This is a genomic window from Halomonas sp. HP20-15 (assembly GCF_033446685.1).
GTDB lineage: Bacteria > Pseudomonadota > Gammaproteobacteria > Pseudomonadales > Halomonadaceae > Modicisalibacter.
Genome location: NZ_JAWQLY010000010.1, coordinates 125,557 through 144,366, shown reverse-complemented (window position 1 = coordinate 144,366; position 18,810 = coordinate 125,557). Strand labels below are relative to the sequence as shown.

General features: G+C 64.6%; 14 protein-coding genes and 3 tRNA genes. 9 read left to right on the top strand and 8 right to left on the bottom strand.

Annotation, left to right across the window (positions count from 1 at the left end; translation table 11 throughout):
* From R6258_RS14310 to R6258_RS14300, 3 genes are all read right to left on the bottom strand, one after another.
* A tRNA-His gene (locus R6258_RS14310) sits at positions 1-75 on the bottom strand.
* Between the two features lie 71 nt (positions 76-146).
* Positions 147-223: transfer RNA gene (locus tag R6258_RS14305), tRNA-Arg, on the bottom strand.
* Between the two features lie 57 nt (positions 224-280).
* Positions 281-357: transfer RNA gene (locus R6258_RS14300), tRNA-Pro, on the bottom strand.
* 217 nt (positions 358-574) lie between these two features.
* Between R6258_RS14300 and folD the strand changes: the two genes are divergently transcribed.
* The 3 genes from folD (at position 575) to mtnN (ending at position 2,729) form a co-directional block, all read left to right on the top strand.
* Entirely contained in the window at positions 575-1,438 is an 864-nt protein-coding gene (gene folD, locus R6258_RS14295; protein WP_318451550.1) for a bifunctional methylenetetrahydrofolate dehydrogenase/methenyltetrahydrofolate cyclohydrolase FolD, read from the top strand.
* 64 nt (positions 1,439-1,502) lie between these two features.
* The gene (locus tag R6258_RS14290; RefSeq protein ID WP_318451544.1) at positions 1,503-1,970 is read left to right on the top strand and encodes an S-ribosylhomocysteine lyase; all 468 of its coding nucleotides are present in this window, start codon (positions 1,503-1,505) and stop codon (positions 1,968-1,970) included.
* 33 nt (positions 1,971-2,003) lie between these two features.
* The gene (mtnN, locus tag R6258_RS14285; RefSeq protein ID WP_318451539.1) at positions 2,004-2,729 is read left to right on the top strand and encodes a 5'-methylthioadenosine/S-adenosylhomocysteine nucleosidase; all 726 of its coding nucleotides are present in this window, start codon (positions 2,004-2,006) and stop codon (positions 2,727-2,729) included.
* A 98-nt stretch (positions 2,730-2,827) separates the two neighbouring features.
* On the opposite strand, the gene cysS is transcribed toward mtnN, so the two are convergent.
* Positions 2,828-4,213 (bottom strand): cysteine--tRNA ligase, encoded by a 1,386-nt coding sequence (cysS, locus tag R6258_RS14280; RefSeq protein WP_318451533.1) that lies wholly within the window; start codon positions 4,211-4,213, stop codon positions 2,828-2,830.
* A 4-nt stretch (positions 4,214-4,217) separates the two neighbouring features.
* On the bottom strand, positions 4,218-5,897 hold the full coding sequence (locus R6258_RS14275) for a glutamine--tRNA ligase/YqeY domain fusion protein (protein WP_318451531.1): 1,680 nt from the start codon (positions 5,895-5,897) through the stop codon (positions 4,218-4,220).
* 160 nt (positions 5,898-6,057) lie between these two features.
* Here R6258_RS14275 and R6258_RS14270 point away from each other — a divergent pair, with 160 nt between their 5' ends.
* Positions 6,058-6,552, top strand: a complete 495-nt coding sequence (locus tag R6258_RS14270; RefSeq protein WP_318451528.1) for a peptidylprolyl isomerase — start codon at positions 6,058-6,060, stop codon at positions 6,550-6,552.
* 76 nt (positions 6,553-6,628) lie between these two features.
* Complete coding sequence (locus R6258_RS14265) at positions 6,629-7,357, top strand: UDP-2,3-diacylglucosamine diphosphatase (RefSeq protein WP_318451526.1); 729 nt, start codon at positions 6,629-6,631, stop codon at positions 7,355-7,357.
* 19 nt (positions 7,358-7,376) lie between these two features.
* Here R6258_RS14265 and R6258_RS14260 read toward each other — a convergent pair whose 3' ends face one another.
* From R6258_RS14260 to R6258_RS14250, 3 genes are read right to left on the bottom strand one after another with little or no spacing between them, the layout of a single operon-like run.
* Positions 7,377-11,279 (bottom strand): AAA family ATPase, encoded by a 3,903-nt coding sequence (locus R6258_RS14260; RefSeq protein ID WP_318451524.1) that lies wholly within the window; start codon positions 11,277-11,279, stop codon positions 7,377-7,379.
* Between the two features lie 59 nt (positions 11,280-11,338).
* Complete coding sequence (locus R6258_RS14255) at positions 11,339-11,977, bottom strand: tRNA-(ms[2]io[6]A)-hydroxylase (protein ID WP_412176383.1); 639 nt, start codon at positions 11,975-11,977, stop codon at positions 11,339-11,341.
* The gene (locus R6258_RS14250; RefSeq protein ID WP_318451518.1) at positions 11,974-12,435 is read right to left on the bottom strand and encodes a DUF1289 domain-containing protein; all 462 of its coding nucleotides are present in this window, start codon (positions 12,433-12,435) and stop codon (positions 11,974-11,976) included. The genes R6258_RS14255 and R6258_RS14250 overlap by 4 nt, the downstream gene beginning before the upstream one ends.
* Positions 12,436-12,700: 265 nt before the next feature.
* On the opposite strand from R6258_RS14250, the gene acnB reads away from it, so the two are divergent.
* From acnB to R6258_RS14230, 4 genes are all read left to right on the top strand, one after another.
* The gene (gene acnB, locus R6258_RS14245; RefSeq protein ID WP_318451513.1) at positions 12,701-15,304 is read left to right on the top strand and encodes a bifunctional aconitate hydratase 2/2-methylisocitrate dehydratase; all 2,604 of its coding nucleotides are present in this window, start codon (positions 12,701-12,703) and stop codon (positions 15,302-15,304) included.
* 325 nt (positions 15,305-15,629) lie between these two features.
* Positions 15,630-16,232, top strand: coding sequence for a porin family protein (locus R6258_RS14240; RefSeq protein WP_318451508.1), 603 nt, complete (start codon positions 15,630-15,632; stop codon positions 16,230-16,232).
* Between the two features lie 155 nt (positions 16,233-16,387).
* Complete coding sequence (gene rraA, locus R6258_RS14235) at positions 16,388-16,876, top strand: ribonuclease E activity regulator RraA (RefSeq protein WP_318451504.1); 489 nt, start codon at positions 16,388-16,390, stop codon at positions 16,874-16,876.
* 65 nt (positions 16,877-16,941) lie between these two features.
* The gene (locus tag R6258_RS14230; RefSeq protein ID WP_318451498.1) at positions 16,942-18,771 is read left to right on the top strand and encodes a glycerophosphodiester phosphodiesterase; all 1,830 of its coding nucleotides are present in this window, start codon (positions 16,942-16,944) and stop codon (positions 18,769-18,771) included.
* Positions 18,772-18,810 lie beyond the last annotated feature (39 nt).

Genomic DNA, 18,810 nt, shown 5'->3' with positions numbered 1-18,810 from the left:
TGGGGTGGATGATGGGGATCGAACCCACGACCACCGGAGCCACAATCCGGGGCTCTACCACTGAGCTACATCCACCATTGTCGCTTGTCATGCCTACGAGTCGCTCGACCCGTCAGTGCAATTGCCGGACCTGACCAGCTACTACCTGGCGCGCCCAGCAGGACTCGAACCTGCAACCTACGGCTTAGAAGGCCGTTGCTCTATCCGGTTGAGCTATGAGCGCCTATCGCTAAGGCCTTGCCCAGTCAAGCTGACGGCACTACTTCCGGTCATCGCCGACTGGTCGGGGCAGAGGGATTTGAACCCCCGACATCCTGCTCCCAAAGCAGGCGCGCTACCAGACTGCGCTATGCCCCGTCGGCGCTGAACACGGCCCTGACGCAGCCATAGGCCTCGTCAAGCGCTGCACATTCTACTCAAGACACACCGCAGGTCAAGCCTTTAGCGCTCCCTCAGGGCAGACGGCTGGCCCCGAGCGCTTTGACTGAAGACGGGAGCGTGCGAAAATCAGCGCCCTTGCATCGCCGCCTTTTTCGCCGGCACCGCAGCCCGCTTCAGTGCAAAGGAATCTTCGATGACCGCCCAAATGATCGATGGCAAGGCCATTGCCGCGCATGTTCGCCAACAGGTTGCTCGACGGGTCGCCGCCCGCCGCGAATCAGGGCATCGGGTGCCCGGCCTGGCCGTGGTGCTGGTCGGCGAAGACCCCGCCTCGGAGGTCTACGTGCGCAACAAGCACCGCGCCTGCGAGCAGGCCGGCATTCACTCGTTCCGGCATGCCCTGCCCGCCGACATTACCCAGCAGGAGCTGGAACAGCTCGTCGATCGACTCAACGCCGACCCTGGCGTCGACGGCATCCTCGTCCAGCTTCCATTGCCGGCTCATCTCGACGAGCGACCGATTCTCGAACGCATTCGCCCCGACAAGGACGTCGATGGCTTCCACCCCTACAATCTCGGGCGCCTGGCGCAACGCCTGCCGGTCCTGCGCCCCTGCACGCCCAAGGGCATCATGACCCTGCTCCAGGAGAGCGGCTTGGCCGTGCGCGGCCTGGACGCCACCGTCGTCGGCGCCTCCAATATCGTCGGCCGGCCGATGGCGCTGGAGCTGATGCTCGCCGGCAGCACCACCACCGTATGCCATCGCTTCACTCGCGACCTCAAGAGTCACGTGCAGCGCGCCGATATACTGGTCGTGGCCGTCGGCAAGCCCGGCGTGGTCAGCGGCGAGTGGGTCAAGCCGGGGGCGATCGTCATCGACGTGGGCATCAACCGGCAGCCGGACGGCAGCCTGATCGGCGATGTCGAATTCGAAGCGGCAGCCAGCCGAGCCAGCTACATTACCCCGGTCCCCGGCGGCGTCGGTCCGATGACGGTGGCGTCGCTGCTCGAGAACACCCTCGATGCCGCCGAGCGGCATGATGCAATGCAGGATTGACGTCCTTTCGTTATAATTGGGCGGCTAACCTTCTTTGCGACCATTCAGCAACCAGGAGTCCTGGATGAGCGACAAGCCGATGAACGTGGAAAGCTTCAACCTGGATCACACCAAGGTCAAAGCGCCCTACGTACGCCTGGCCGGCATCAAGACCGGCATCAACGGCGACAACATCCACAAGTACGACATGCGCATCTGCCAGCCCAACAAGGGCCATATGGAGATGCCCGCGCTGCACTCCCTGGAACACTTGATGGCCGAGCTGTCACGCAACCATAGCGACAAGGTCGTCGACATCAGCCCGATGGGCTGTCAGACCGGGTTCTACATCGCGATGATCAATCACGACGACTACGACGACGTCCTCAACCTGATCGAAGGCACCCTCGAGGACGTTCTCGCCGCCGATGAGGTACCAGCCTGCAACGAGATGCAGTGCGGCTGGGCGGCCAGCCACAGCCTGGACGGCGCCAAGGCCCTGGCGCGCGAGTTCCTCGCCAAGCGCGACGAATGGAACCAGGTTTTCGCCTGAGCCCGCCCACCACGCAGAAGGACAGCTCGACACATGCATAAGATAGGCATCATCGGTGCCATGGCCGAAGAAGTGGCACGTCTGGCCTCGTTGCTCGACAACCGCGAGACCCGTCAGCACGTTGGCTCGACCTTTCATATCGGCCAACTTCACGGCGTGGAGGTAGTGATCCTTCAGTCCGGCATCGGCAAGGTCAATGCGGCGGTCGGCACCACGTTGCTGCTCGACATGTACCAGCCCGAAGTGATCATCAACACCGGCTCGGCCGGCGGCTTCGGGGCCGAGCTCGAAGTCGGCGACGTGGTCATCTCCAGCGAGGTCCGCCACCATGACGTCGATGCCGTGGTGTTCGGCTACGAGCACGGCCAGGTACCGTTGATGCCCGCCGCCTATCTGCCCGACCAGCGGCTGGTCAGCGTCGCCCGCCAGTGCGTGGAGGAACTGGGACATCTACGCGTCCACGAGGGGCTGATCGCCACCGGCGACGCGTTCATGGCCTGCCCCGATGCCGTCGCGCGCACACGCGATCGCTTCCCGACCATGCTCGCCGCCGAGATGGAAGCGGCCGCCATCGCCCAGACGTGCCACCTCTATGGCTGCCCCTTCGTGGTGATCCGCGCCCTGTCGGACATCGCCGGCAAGGAGTCGAACGTCTCCTTCAAGGACTTCATTGATCAGGCGGCGACGCACTCCGCGCAAATGGTCGAAGCGATGGTCAAGCGCCTGGGCACGACACGCCGCGCTCCCCAGCGAGCCTGAAAGCGTTTCACACCTCGGCTGCATGAACAGCTGCAAAAAAAAACCGCGAGTCATCGACTCGCGGTTTTTTTTGCCATATCACCCCGGACGATGCCGGCTCAGCGCCGCTCCAGCACCCAGGCCGTCCCCTCCCGGGAATCCTTGAGCACGATGCCCAGCGTCGCCAATTCGTCGCGGATGCGATCGGCCTCGGCAAAATCCCGCGCCTGCTTGGCCTCGGTGCGGGCAACGATACGCGCCTCTATTTCAGCCTCGGATAGCGGTAACGCTTCGCCTCCACCCTGGAGGAATACGCCGGGCTCCTGCTCGAACAGTCCGAGCAGGTGGCCCAGTCGCTTGAGTTCGAAAGCCAGTGTCTGTGCCCGCGCGGGATCGTCCTGCTTGGCGCGATTGAGCTCGCGCGCCAGTTCGAACAGCGCCGCCAGCGCCTCGGCGGTGTTGAAGTCGTCGTCCATCGCCGCTTCGAAACGCGCCGCGAATTGCCCGTCCAACTCGCCGGCGACCGGCGTCACGCCCTCGAGCGCATTGTAGAAGCGCTCCAGCGAGCGACGCGCCTCCGTGAGCGCCTCGGGCGCGTAGTTGATCGGGCTGCGATAGTGACTGGCGACCAGCAGGTAGCGCACCACTTCCGGGTCATGCACCTCGAGGACATCGCGAATGGTGAAGAAATTGCCCAGCGACTTGGACATCTTCTGCTGATCGACACGCACCGCGCCGGCATGCATCCAGGTGTTGACGTAGCGCTTGCCGGTCGCCGCCTCGCTCTGGGCGATCTCGTTTTCATGGTGCGGAAAGGTCAGGTCGGGGCCCCCGCCGTGAATGTCGAACGTCTCGCCGAGACAGCAGGTCGACATCGCCGAGCATTCGATATGCCAACCCGGACGCCCCGCTCCCCAGGGCGACGGCCAGCTCGCCTCATCGGGCTTGGCGGCCTTCCAGAGCACGAAGTCGAGCGGGTCTTCCTTGTGCTCGTCGACCTCGACCCGCGCGCCCGAGCGCATCTCATCGAGATTGCGATTGTTGAGCTTGCCGTAATCGGCGAATTTGCGAACCCGGTAGTAGACATCGCCGTTATCCGCCGCGTAGGCGAAGCCCTTGGCAATCAGCGTCTCGATCATCGCCACGATGTCGTCGATGTGTGCCGTGGCGCGCGGCTCGTGATCGGGCCGCAGCACGCCCAGGCGCCCCTCGTCCTGGTGCATGGCGGCGATCATGCGCTCGGTCAATGCGCCGATCGTCTCGCCGTTCTCGTCGGCCCGCTTGAGGATCTTGTCGTCGATGTCGGTGATGTTGCGCACATAGGTAACGTCGAAGCCGCGGCTGCGCAGGTAGCGGGTGATCACGTCGAACGCCACCATCACCCGGGCATGCCCGATGTGGCAGTAGTCGTAGACGGTGATGCCGCAGACGTACATGCGCACCTTGCCGGCCTCGATCGGCGTGAACGGCTCCTTGCGCCGGGTCAGGGTGTTGTAGATCTGCATGCGCTCAGCCCTTCTTCTGAATCTTCGCCCAGGTGTCCTTGAGCCCGACGATACGATTGAACACCCGCTTGCCCTCGGCCGCTGCGTGGCGGTCGGCGCAGAAATAGCCGATGCGCTCGAACTGATAACGGCTTTCGGGCGCGACCTCGGCCAGGCTGGGTTCGGCATAGCCCTCGACGACGGTCAGCGAGTCGCGGTTGAGGTGCTCGAGGAAATCGACGTCGCGATCGCGATCCGGCGCCTCGACCTGGAACAGGTTGTCGTAGAGGCGGACTTCGACGGGCACGGCCTGCTCGGCGCTCACCCAATGGATCACGCCCTTGACCTTGCGCCCCTCGGGATTCTGGCCGAGCGTGTCGAAGTCGACGCTGCAGCGCAGCTCGCTGAGCTCCCCGGCAGCGTCCTTGATCACCTCGTCGCAACGGATCACGTAGGCGTTGCGCAGCCGCACCTCCTTGCCCGGCGCCAGGCGGAAGAACTTCTTGGGGGGCTCCTCCATGAAGTCGTCCTGGTCGATCCAGATTTCGCGGGTCAGCGGCAGGCGCCGCGTGCCCATGTCGTCGCGGGCCGGATGGCCCGCGACCTCGAAGACCTCGTCATGGTCGGCCGGCACGTTGGTCAGCACGACCTTGAGCGGCTTGAGCACGCACATCGCCCGCGGCGCATTGTCCTCGAGATCCGAGCGAATGGCGTGGTAGAGCATGGCGATGTCGACCATGCCACCCTCGGCACGGGTGACGCCGATCATCTCGCAGAACTTGCGAATCGAGCCCGGCGTGTAGCCTCGCCGGCGCATTCCCGAGATGGTCGGCATGCGCGGATCGTCCCAGCCGTCGACGAAACCCTGATCGACGAGCAGCTTGAGCTTGCGCTTGGAGGTCACCGTGTAGTCTAGGTTCAAGCGCGCGAACTCGATCTGACGCGGCGTGCTGGGCACGGGCAGGTTGGCCAGGAACCAGTCGTAGAGCGGCCTGTGGTCCTCGAACTCAAGCGTGCAGATCGAATGGCTCACGCCCTCGATGGCGTCCGATTGGCCATGGGTGAAGTCGTAGGACGGATAGATCTTCCACTTGTCGCCGGTCTGGTGATGACTGGCATGACGGATGCGGTAGAGAATCGGGTCGCGCAGGTTGATATTGGGCGAAGCCATGTCGATCTTGGCCCGCAACACCTTCTCACCCTCAGCGAACTCGCCCCTACGCATGCGCTCGAGCAGATCGAGGTTCTCGTCGGCAGAGCGGTCACGATAGGGGCTCGGCCGGCCCGGTTCGGTCAATGTGCCGCGATACTCGCGAATCTCGTCGGGCGACAGGTCGTCGACGTAGGCCTTGTCCTCGCGCACCAGATGCTGCGCCCAGGCGTACAACTGGTCGAAATAATCCGATGCGAAACGTACCTTGCCGGCCCATTCGAAGCCCAGCCACTCGACGTCGGCCTTGATCGCATCGATGTAGACCTGCTCTTCCTTGGCCGGGTTGGTGTCGTCGAAGCGTAGGTGGCAGTCCCCGCCGAATTGCTCGGCGATCCCGAAATTCAGGCAGATCGACTTGGCATGGCCGATGTGCAGAAAGCCGTTGGGCTCGGGGGGAAAGCGGGTAACGACCTTGTCGACCGTGCCCGCGTCGACTTCCTCGCGGATCTGGTTGCGGATGAAGTTCGGGGCGCTGGTGCTCTCAATGGTCATGGGACGTCAAGGAACCTCTTGTCTACGCGTGTGGCAATGTCGCGAACGCCGGGGCGGTTTCGCGCATCGCTCGAAAGCCGCTATTATAGCGTGACGCTCGCGCGCTTCGCCAAGGCGCCGCCCAGACAGTTTCGCTCCACCCAGCCAGTTCGAGATCCCAATGATTGTACTGCATACCAATTATGGCGAGATTCACCTGCAACTCGACCATGACAAGGCGCCCAAGAGCGCAGCCAACTTCGAACAATACGTTCGCGACGGGCATTACGACGACACCCTGTTCCACCGCGTGATCAACGGCTTCATGGTCCAGGGCGGCGGCTTCGACACCGATTTCGAACAGAAGCCCACCCGCGAGCCGATCGAAAACGAAGCCGACAACGGGCTGAAGAACCGCAAGGGCACCGTCGCCATGGCGCGCACCCAGGACCCGCACTCGGCCACCGCCCAGTTCTTCATCAATATCGCCGACAACGACTTTCTCGATCATCGCGGCAAGAACCTGCAGGGCTGGGGTTACTGCGTATTCGGCGAAGTCGTCGCCGGCATGGACGTGGTCGAGAAGATCAAGGCCGTGCCCACCACACGGCGCGGCATGCATGCCGACGTGCCCGCCGAGGACGTCATCCTCGAGCGCGCCGAAATCCGCGACTGAATCACGCCGCGCCTCACTCGGCCCGCTTGACGGCGGGCCAGTCCCTACTTCACCGCCCGCGCAAAAGGCCGTTGTCATGACGACCCTGCTGATTTCCGACCTGCATTTGCATCCCAATGAGCCCGCCATTGCGCAAGGCTTCCTGGCGTACCTGGAGCGCGAGGCTCGCCACGCCGATGCGCTGTATATTCTCGGTGACCTGTTCGAAGCCTGGATCGGCGACGATTACCGGGGCGAATTCGAGACCCGCATCCTCGAGGCGCTCAAGCGCCTGAGCGACGCCGGTACCCGGCTCTACTTCATGCACGGGAATCGCGATTTCCTGATCGGTGACGGGTTTACCGCGGCCACCGGCGCCATCCTGCTACCCGACCCCAGCATCGTGGAATTGGGTGGCGAACGAACGCTGCTGATGCATGGCGACAGTCTGTGCACCCGCGACGAGGCCTACATGGCGTTTCGCACCAAGGCGCGCGACCCGCAGTGGCAGGCGCAGATCCTGGCATTGCCGGTCGAGCAGCGCCTCGAACTGGCCAAGCAGATTCGCCAGCAATCGGGAGAGGCCAATTCCAACAAGGCCGAAGACATCATGGATGTCACCCCCTCCGAGGTGGAACGGACGATGGCCGAGCATGGCGTACGCACGCTGATTCACGGCCATACCCATCGCCCCGACGTCCATCGTCTCGAGGTCGACGGTCAACCCGCCCAGCGCATCGTACTCGGTGACTGGCGCAGCGACCGGGGCTGGCAGGTACGTGCCGACGAGCGAACGGCCCCTCTGCTGGAGCCGTTCCCGCTATAACGCCAATCGGCGACGGGGGTCACGACTCGAAGGCGGCCGGACGCGAGAGTTGCTTGTCGAGTAGCGTGCGCCAGCGCAACAATACCGGCGCATCGCTCTGGGTGACCTCCTTGAGCAGGCGCCGCAGCTCGTCGCTGGCATGCCGATCGCTGGGGTCGACGACATCCAGCCACAACTCGAGTGCGCACAATTGGTGATGCAGGTCGTCGTGCTCGCGGGCCTGTTCGAGGGCCTGCTCGGCCAGTTGACGTACCGCATCGGGAGAGCGCCCCTGGCGCTGATAGACGCGTGCCAGATGGATCGAAAGCTCCGGCACGAACAGTGAGCTGCGCTCGCGGGCGATCATCAGGCACTGGTCCAGATAATCCTCGCCCAGCGCCAGCTCGCCCAGCGCGAAACAGGCGTCGGTGTACCACAGCATCGGTCGCTGATAGCGATCCTGCCCGGCCAGTTCGGCCAGTTCCTCGAGGCTCGCCTCGATCATCGACAGCCCCGCCCGATCGCCGGACAGCGCCTTGTGCCAACCCAGGGCACACTGCGCCGTCATGTGCCAGATATGCAGATCGGGGGTGCGCGTGACCTCGAAGGCGCGCTCGGCGCGCGCACCGGCCAGATGAACGTGCCCCAACTGGCGGTACATCGCCGCGGCAAAGAGTAGCGAGAGCGCCAGCGAACCGGGGTGGTTGTAGGTCTCGGCGAGCCGGATGGCGGCCTCCATCTGCTGCTCGGCGCGACGGTAATCGCCCCGCAGGCACTGCGCCCACCCCTGATAGCAGGCCGCGGCGACCTGCGGATGGTCCGAGAACGGCAGCCATTCGAGCATCATCGGCTGGTGCAGCGGATCGATCTCCTCGAGATGCTCGTTGGCTTCGCGAACGCGCCCGGCCCAGTATTCGCAGTGCGCGCGGGCGTAGTCGGCCAGGCGACGATAGCGCGGATCCGACAACTGCTCGGCGACCGCCGCCATCTTCGAGGCCAGCGAGAAGGCATCGGCATGCGCGAACCGCTGGCTACAGCCCACCCACAGCCCCCACTTGACCAGGAAACGCTGTTCCAGCTCGGTCTCTTCATCGGCGCAGGGAGTACCCTCGATGAGCTCACGCGCCTTGACGAAGCTTTCGTGGGCAATCGGCGAGCCATGGCCCTCCAGGGCGAAGGCCGCCTGGCCCTTGACGGTCAACAGGCTGATCTCGCGCTCGGTATGGCCCTCCACCTGGCGCAGACTGGCCAGCCCGGCGTCGGCCATGCGCAACGCCGTGCGATTGGCACTGACCTTGAGCGCCTCGCGGGCGGCCAGCTCGAAGTAGCGCGCCCCCCGAGTAAAGTGTCCGCTGCGTCGCAGATGCGTCGCGAAGTCGCCGGGGTGGCGACTGATCCACATCGGGAAACGCTCCTCGATCAGCCCGACCACCTGCTGGTGGATGCGCGCGCGCACGTCGCGCGGGCAGGACAGGTAGGCGGCCTCCTGAAGCAGCGGATGAGTGAACTGGTACTTGTACTCGCTATGCGGCTCGCCGGCCTCGATGACCTCCAGGCGACGCATGTGTTCGAGCCCCTGGCGCAGGCGCTCCTCGTCGAGACCGCTGCATTCCTGGAGAAAGTCGAGACGGAACTGGCGCCCCAGCACGGCGGCGACATGCGCGATGTGACGGTCGCCCTCGAGCTGGTCGATGCGACTGGCCAGCAGCCCGAGCAAGCCGCGAGGCAGTTCGTCGACCTGCACGCTGCGCCCCTCGCGGCGATCCATGTCCAGCCGTCGGCAGATCTCCTGGAGATACAGCGGCACGCCATCGCAACGCTCGATCAGCTGTCCGCGTAAGCGCGGACTGAGATGCAGCCGGTAGCGTCGCGCCAGCTGCGAGAGCAGCCGCGAGGATTGCATGGCATCGAGCCTGTCGAGCGCGATCTGCTGGTCCCAGTGCAGCTTGACCGGTAGCGGCTCGCGGCCGTGGTGGCTGGCCACCAGCAGGAAGGCGCTGTTGATCGGCAGGCGCGCCTGCAGCCCGGCAAGCATCTTGAGCGAAGGCTCGTCGACCCATTGCAGGTCGTCGACCATCATCACCAGCGGCTTGTCCGCAGTGACCCGCTCGATCAGCCGATGCAGGACGCCGACCAGCAGATCGACCGCCTCGCCGCTTTGCGCCAAGCCCAGGCTATCGCCGTCGCTCTCCAGACCCAACGCCTGATGCAGCAGTTGGCAGGGTTCGGTCGCTTCGACGAGCCCGGCATGGCCCTGATCCACCAGCACCTGATCGAAGGTCTCGGCATCCAGCTTATCGTGACAGTGCCAACGCAACAGCATGCGGGCGACGCTGAACGGCTCGAGCATCGACATGCGGGTGGTCGATTGCCAGCATAGCGACACGTCTTCGCTCTGCACCAGTTGCCTGAAGCTGACCATCAGCGCCGACTTGCCCATGCCCGAGGCGCCTTGGACGAGCATGCTCTGGCGCAATCCGAGCCCGGCACGCGCCAGCGCATCGCGCAGCTTGCGCAGTGCGCTTTCGCGGCCCACCAGATCGGGCGGCGTGGCGTTGCGCCCGCCCTCGTTGACGCCCAGCACCAGCGCACGCAGGCGCACCTTGCCGTCGCTTGCCATCAACCGCGACGACAGACGCGGCTGCAGATCGAGCGCCGGCGGCATGTGCTGGCTCGCCTCCTGGGAGATCACCAGCTCGCTGCCTTCGGCGACGCTCATCAGATCGAGCGAGCGCTGGGTGACCTGCCCCAGCGGGTCGACCAGCTGCCGCTCGGGCAGGTAGACCACCCGCCCGCTATCCAACCCCGCGGCCAGCTCGAATTGCGGCCGCTCGCTCTCTCCGCCCCACTGCCGGGCTATCTCCTCGGGCAGGACGCGACGGCAATGCTCGTAGAGCGCGACCAGCTCGGCGAGCTGGTGGGCCGGGCCATGGGTACCGAAACAGGCCAGCCCCAGCCCGCCCGTGGCGCCCGGCAACCAGAACCCGCCCAAGTGATTGCACTGACGCTCAAGCCAGCGCAGCAGCTCGATCTGCAGGGAAAGACAGGCGCGCACCTCGCCGCGCTCCTCCCATTCGCCGCGCAGGCGCAGGCGAATGGCCATCACCGACAGCTGCCGGTGCTCGATCTCGTCGTCGCGCACCGGCTGGCTGTCGGCGGCCAGCACGCGCGAGAAAGCCCCCTGCGGCGACATCGGCTGCAGTTCGCTGGCGCTGCTGTCCGACCAGTAGCGCGCCAACTGCAGAATGTTCGGTTCGGGTTGCTGGCCCGACAGCGCCAGCAATTGCAGGTAGGCGTTGTATTCCTCGTGCGCGGCGGCCGACTGACCCTGCTCGATCAACTGACGAATCAGCCGCTCGTGAAACGGTCCATAGCCGGAAAAGCGACTGACCAACGTACGCAGCAGCGGGTCGGGCAGCTCGTCGACCTCCTGCAGGACCTGCTCGGCATAGGCCAGCACGCGCTGGCGCCACTCGCCACGGATACGTACCAGCCAGCGCTGGTATTCGGCGCATTGGGCAAGCTGCAGCTCTTCGGCGAGATCGCCGCGGTAAAGCGTCAGCAGACGCTCGAGACGCGCGACGTCCGGTGTCTCGGCGAGCAACCGCTCGATGCTATGCAGATCGAACTGCCAGTCGGCAGGAAGCTGGAAGGCGATGGTCTGACGCGATACCGCCAGCACCTGGTCGGCCTCGTCGCCGAGACTCTGACGCAGACAGTGCAGCGCATGGCGCAGGTTCGTGCGCCCCGAGGAAAGCCCCTGATCGGGCCATAGCAGCTCGGCCAACGCAGCACGATTTACGGGCTGGCCCTGCAACAGCAGGTGGACCAGCAGTGCCTTGACCTTGTCGTAACTGAATTGGGTGAGGGTGTCGTCACCCAGCGAAAGGGAGAAGTGACCGAACAGCGTTAACTGCGCATTGACGGAAGGAGTCCGTACCATTGTTATAGGTTCCTGCGTTGCTCTGTCGACGACAGCGAGCCCTGACAGCGTTCGTTGACTCAAGCCACGGCGGGCAGGCCACTATGGAAACGGAACGTCTCGTCAGGCGTTTCGATCAGCTCGCGCTCGCGATCGGCGAAGAAGGCGATACGGGATTCGATGGGACCTTCCGCGAAGCGCTGGGCCAACATCAAGTAATCCTCATAGTGTCGCCCTTCCGACTTAACCAGAGAGCGATAGAACTTGGCAAGTTCAGCATCCAGATGCGGAATCAGCCGGGCGAAGCGTTCGCAGCTGCGCGCCTCGATGAACGCGCCGACGATCAGGATATCGATCAGCCGCTGGGGATCGTCGCGTTCCACGTGTCGCCGCAAGCCGTCGGCGTAGCGCGACGCGCTCAACTGGCGGTAGCGGATGCCCCGCTCCTCCATCAACTTGACGACCTGCTCGAAATGCAGCAATTCCTCGCGTGCCAACTGCGACATCTTGGTCAGCAGCAGCGGGCGATCGACGTAACGGTACATCAGGCTCATCGCCGTGGAAGCCGCCTTCTTTTCGCACTGCGCATGGTCGATCAGCAACAGCGCCTGGTTGGCCAATGCCGCCTCGACCCAGCCCGCCGGCGTGGCACAGGGCAGAAAGGCCAGCAACTCGGCGGGCAGCAGGGCTTCTATGGAATCGTCTTGCATCGCAATCATGGGGAAGATCCCGTCGAATGAGTGAAGCCGGGATGGTGCCGCCGAGCCTCGGCGTGAGCCATCAGCGCCGTCGCGATCGTCTCATAGAGCTCATCGGCCGACAGATGCAAACCTTTACCGTGAGCTTGCAGTCCGTAACGCGTGATGTCGCGCATCCGCCCCCGGCCGACCCGCAACAACTCCACCGCGCGCGATAACGCCGGCTGGTCCGGACGATGGCGTATGCGATGACGCACCAGTTGCGCCTCGAGCTGCGCTTCATCGCTGACCCGCAGGTACTCGCCGGCGATCCGCGAACGCCAGGCGTCCAACCGCTGCATCACCTCGCGCCGCGTTGCATCGCTGTAGACGAACCAGTCGCGGATCTCGCTCTCGTGGCGCTGGCAGCCACGGCATACCGGATCGCCCACGGTCGTCGAACAAAGCCCTACGCAGGGCGAAACAATACGTTGCGACATCAAGTCCTCCCGACAGAGGCTTCATGATAACGCGCCAGGTCACGACCAGCGACCGGCCGGTCCGATCCCGGCGCGGCAAATGTGCGCAATGAAGCTCGCCGGAGCCGTCTCGCTTAACATTGTCGACAGTTTCCCGTAGAATGCGCTCGGCTCAGACAGGGCCAGAGGTAACAGAAAAAAACCGCCATTTAAGCGACATTCGTCACTACTTGGTCCCTCTTTTCTGCCCCCGCTGGATTCCGATAATTGATGAGGGTTCCCCAACGTGCTTGAAGCCTACCGCCACCATGTCGAGGAGCGCGCTGCCGAGGGCGTACCGCCCAAGCCGCTGAATGCCGAGCAAACCGCTGCGCTGATCGAACTTCTCAAGAACCCGCCGGCCGGCGAAGAACAGTTCCTGCTCGAGCTGATTACCGATCGCGTTCCGCCGGGCGTCGACGAGGCCGCCTACGTCAAGGCCGGCTTCCTGACCGCCATCGCCAAGGGCGAGGCCGACTCGCCGCTGATCGACAAGATTCATGCGGTCAAGCTGCTGGGGACCATGCAGGGTGGCTACAACATCGCCACGCTGGTCGAGCTGCTCGACGACGCGGCGCTGGCCGATGAGGCGGGCGAACAGCTCAAGCACACCCTGCTGATGTTCGACGCCTTCCATGACGTCGCCGAGCGCGCCGGCAACGGCAACAGCGTGGCCCAGGGCGTCCTGCAGTCGTGGGCCGACGCCGAGTGGTACCTGGCCAAGCCGGCGCTGGCCGAGAAGATCAGCCTGGCGGTCTTCAAGGTACCCGGGGAAACCAATACCGACGACCTGTCGCCGGCCCCGGATGCCTGGTCGCGTCCGGACATCCCGCTGCACGCCAATGCCATGCTCAAGAACCCACGCGACGGCATCGAGCCGCTCGAGCCCGGCGTCAAGGGTCCGCTGGAGCAGATCGACGCGGTCAAGGCCAAGGGCTTCCCGGTCGCCTACGTCGGCGACGTGGTGGGCACCGGCTCGTCGCGCAAGTCGGCCACCAATTCCGTGCTGTGGTTCTTCGGCGACGACATCCCGCACGTGCCCAACAAGCGCGCCGGGGGCTTCTGCTTCGGCAGCAAGATCGCGCCGATCTTCTTCAATACCATGGAAGACGCCGGCGCCCTGCCCGTCGAGATGGACGTATCCAAGCTCGACATGGGCGACGTCATCGATGTCTACCCCTACGAAGGCAAGGTCTGCCGTCACGACAGCGACGAAGTGATCTCGACGTTCGAGCTCAAGACCCGGGTGATTCTCGACGAGGTGCGTGCCGGCGGTCGCATCCCGCTGATCATCGGCCGTGGCCTCACCGACAAGGCGCGCAACGAACTCGGCCTGGGCCCCTCCGATGTCTTCAAGACACCCGAGCAGCCGCGCGATACCGGCAAGGGCTTCACCCTGGCGCAGAAGATGGTCGGCAAGGCCTGCGGCATGGATGGCGTGCGTCCCGGCATGTACTGCGAGCCGAAGATGACCACCGTCGGCTCCCAGGACACCACCGGGCCGATGACCCGCGACGAGCTCAAGGATCTCGCCTGCCTGGGCTTCCAGGCCGACCTGGTGATGCAGTCTTTCTGCCACACCAGCGCCTATCCCAAGCCGGTCGACGTGGAAACCCACCACACCCTGCCCGACTTCATCATGAATCGCGGCGGCGTCTCGCTGCGTCCGGGCGACGGTATCATCCACTCCTGGCTGAACCGCATGCTGCTGCCCGACACCGTGGGCACCGGCGGCGATTCGCACACCCGCTTCCCGCTGGGCATTTCGTTCCCCGCCGGCTCGGGCCTGGTGGCCTTCGCCGCGGCGACCGGCGTGATGCCGCTGGACATGCCCGAGTCGGTACTGGTGCGCTTCAAGGGCGAGCGCCAGCCGGGCATCACCCTGCGCGACCTGGTCCATGCGATCCCCTATTACGCCATTCAGCAGGGCCTGCTGACCGTCGAGAAATCGGGCAAGAAGAACGCCTTCTCCGGTCGCATCCTGGAGATCGAGGGGCTCGAGGATCTCACCGCCGAGCAGGCCTTCGAGCTTTCCGACGCTTCCGCCGAGCGCAGCGCGGCCGGCTGCACCATCACGCTTTCCGAGGACAGCGTGGCGGAGTACCTGACCTCCAATGTCACCCTGCTCAAGTGGATGATCGACCAGGGCTATGGCGATCGCCGGACCCTCGAGCGGCGCATCGCCGGGATGCAGGAGTGGCTCGACGATCCCAGCCTGATGCGTGCCGACGCCGACGCCGAGTACGCCGAAGTGATCGAGATCGATCTTGCCGAGATCACCGAGCCGGTACTCTGCGCGCCCAACGACCCCGACGATGCCCGGCTGCTCTCGCAGGTCGCCGGCGAGACCATCGACGAAGTGTTCATCGGTTCGTGCATGACCAACATCGGCCACTTCCGCGCCGCCGGCAAACTGCTCGAGAAGCAGCCCGCCGGCAGCCTCAAGACGCGCCTGTGGCTTGCACCGCCGACCAAGATGGACCAGCATCAGTTGACGGAGGAAGGGTACTACGGCATTTACGGGCGTGCCGGCGCGCGCATGGAGATGCCCGGTTGTTCGCTGTGCATGGGCAACCAGGCGCGTGTCGCTCCCAAATCGACGGTGGTTTCGACCTCGACTCGCAACTTCCCCAACCGTTTGGGCGACGGGGCGAACGTCTATCTCGCCTCGGCCGAACTGGCGGCGGTCGCCGCAGTGGTCGGACGCTTGCCGAGTGTCGAGGAATACCGCGGCTATATGGGCGAGTTCAACGCCATGGCCGGCGAAATCTACCGTTACATGAACTTCCACGAAATCGAGGAGTTCCAGAAAGCGGCATCCAACGTGATTCCGCTCGCCGAACAAGCCTGACCTTTCGATTCCGATGCTCGCAACATCGTCAATCGATGACCGAAACGCCCCGCTGTCGCGGGGCGTTTTTTATGGGCTGTCGTAAGCCCGCCATTACGTTCGGTAACCTTCACCGGCTTGCCATCGAACAGTGTTCGACATAGTCTTACGAAGTCTCGATCGAGCGTATGTCACCTCGCGCGTGAACCGGCAGGACGCCATCCCCGCGAGACGGCCGGCCCCTTCAAGGTGCCCTGATCCCGCACCCTTCAAGGCGCCCTGACAAGGCGCCGGGCCGCCGCCTCGCCAGTTGCTTGTACGTGAGCATCCATCAAGGAGAACACTCGTGAAAATCAGAACGTTGCTTACCGCCTCATTGGCAACCTCGGCCCTGGCCGCTGCCGCGCCCTCCGTCCTGGCCGCCGAGGCCGGAGAGGGACTCTATCTGGGCATAGGTACCGGCTTCAGCTCGTTGAAGAACGATGACGACGACATCGACAATTTCGTCGAGTCGGGCGTCGACGATTTCGACGTCGACGATGACGACAATTCCTTCAAGGGCTTCGTCGGCTACGAGTTCAATCCCTACTTCGCCACCGAAGTCTTCTATTCGGATCTGGGCAAGACCCGTCTCGAAGGCAACAATGGCGCCAATACCGACCTCGAATCCAGCGCCTACGGTGTGAGCGCCGTCGGCCAGTTGCCGATCACCTCTTGGTTCACCGCCTTCGCCAAGGCCGGGATCGCCAAGTGGAAGACCGACGTCGACGGCAATCTCGGTGGGCTGAGTGCCGATCTCGAGGACCAGGACGGCACCGATCCGGTCTACGGCGTCGGCGCGCAGCTCAATTTCGATCCATTCCTGGTGCGCACCGAGTACGAACGCTACGACTTCGACAGCGATTACAAGATCGACACCTTCACCGCCTCCGTGGGCTGGCGCTTCTAACCACGGCCAACCTGCCAGACATAACGCCGGGATTCGTTCCCGGCGTTCTTATAAAGAAGGACGGCAAAGAAAGGCTCCCCGCGCCTCCCCGGCTATGCCATGCTCAGGGTTGCCAGGCCCAACCAGCCGATTCAGCAGCCAATCAGGAGCCATCCATGAATCATATCGTCACTCCGGACATCTGCGATGCCCACCCCGAGGTGAGCGTCCTCGACGCGCTGTTCGCCAATGTCGGCGGAATCGACGCCTTCTGCGGCCCGATACGCACCGTCAAATGCTTCGAGGACAATTCGCGGATCAGGGAAGCGCTGGGCGAGCCCGGCGACGGTGCAGTGCTGGTCGTCGATGGCGGTGGCTCGCTGCGCTGTGCCCTGCTCGGTGACCAGCTTGCCGAAATGGCCATCGATAACGGCTGGAGCGGCGTGATCGTCCACGGCTGCGTGCGCGACGTCGATGCGCTGGCCGAACTGGAGCTGGGCGTCCAGGCACTCGCCGCACATCCGCGGCGCAGCGAGAAACGCGGCGAAGGCCAGCGCGACATCGGGATAACCTTCGCCGGCGTTACGATGCTTCCCGGGCAATGGCTGTATGCCGACAACAACGGCATCGTCGTCGCCGAGCGGCGCTTGTCCCTGGAAAACTGACGCCCTGGAAAGACGACCGGCCGGCTGAAATTGCCAGCCGATATCAGCGATGCCACCCTTGCCACATGCCTGACATCGATTCGACACTGACACCGCACGCGCTGATCACCGCTGCGGGTATCTCATTGCGCGAGCATTGGCGACCACTGGTCGCCTTTCATCTGTTCTTCACGCTACTCGCCACCACCCTGCTGCTCCCGGCCGGCGCCTCGACACTGGCCACCCTGCTGGGCCAGGTCGGTCGACCGGTGCTGACCGGACCGCAACTGCTCAATACCGTCCTGTCCGCCTCCGGCCTGGTCTGGCTGTTGGGAGCGATCGGCTTCACCACGCTGCTGCTCAGCCTGCAACAGGCAGGCATGCTGCTGGTCGCGGCGCGGCCTTCGGGCTACCGCTACCGCCTGGCCCTGGATGCCTTGTGGAGTACCTTCCGCCGGCTACCCGGGATCGTTGTGCTGACGCTGATCCAGGTGGGCATTCAACTGATGATCGCCCTGCCGCCCCTGTTGCTGTTGAGCGCGCTCTATCAGTGGCTGCTCGGCGACATGGAGACTTACTACATTTCACAGGTCAAGCCGCTGGCGCTGTGGCAGTTCCTGGCTGCGGCCAGCCTGCCGGCGCTGATCTGGCTGACCACCGCGCTGCACGCCTACCTGCGCTGGTCGCTGGCGCTGCCGAGCCTGATCCTCGAGGACCTGGGCCCGCTTGCCGCCTTGCGCCGCAGCCGGGCCCTGACATACCGCCGGCTACGTCGGCTGACATTGCCGGTCGGCTTGCCGCTGCTGTTGATCCTCACCCTGCCGGTGCTCGCCTCGGCGCTGTTCGACACCCTGGCGACCCCGCTGCTGCTGTGGCTACCCGAACGCGTCGCCGTGCTGCTGCCGGCGATGCTCGGCTATCTGACCCTTTACGTACTGCTGGCCCTGGCGGTGACGTTCATCGGCGTAGCCGTCAATAGCCTGGTGATCGGCTGTATCTACCTGCGGCTGGCGCACCGTCAGCCACGGCCACCGGCGCCCACGCCACGCGATCACCCGGCCTGGGTCGCCTGGGGCGCCGAGCTGCTGGTACTGGTGTTCGCCGCCAGCCAGGCCTTTGTGGTGCTCAACAGCTTCACGCTGCGCGACGATGTGACCATCACCGCCCATCGCGGCAGCTCGACCGTCGCTCCCGAGAATACGCTGGCGGCCTTCGAACAGGCGATCGACGACGGCGCCGACTACATCGAGTTCGACGTCCGGCTGAGCGCCGACGGTCAGGTGGTGGTCGCCCACGACGACAGCCTGCAGCGGCTGCTTGGGCTCGATAAGCGGCTCAGCGACATGACGCTCGAGAACATTCGCGAGGTCGATGTAGGCAGTTGGTTCGGCGATGCTTTCGTCGGTCAGGGCATCCCCACCCTGGCAGAGGTCCTGCGACTGTCACGGGGCCGCAGCAATCTTTATATCGAACTCAAACCGGTCGGCGACAACGCCGAGAGGCTGGCGAATGCAGTGCTCGACCAACTCCCGCGCCAGCGCTACGATCAGTTCGTGCTGGCGTCGCTGTCGCCCGCGGCGATCCGCGCGGTCGAGCGGCGCGAGCCGACACTACGCACCACGCTGTTCGCCCAGTTCGTGGTCCGCGGCGGCCTCAATCTGGGCGACATCGATGCGGTGGGGCTACGTTACAACCGCATCAGCGAGGATCTCGCCGATGCCATTCATCGCCGTGGCTACGCGCTGCATGCCTGGACGGTCAACGGCCGCGCGCAGATGTCGCGGCTGATCGACCTGGGCGTCGACAACATCATCACCGACCGGCCGGCGCTGCTCGCCGAAGTGCTGGCCGAACGCCACGCGCTCAGCGATGGCGAACTGCTGTTGCTCAAGCTGCGCAACTGGCTGCACTCCTGAATTCCGTAACGCACGCTACCCGGGCTTCGTTGCTGCCGA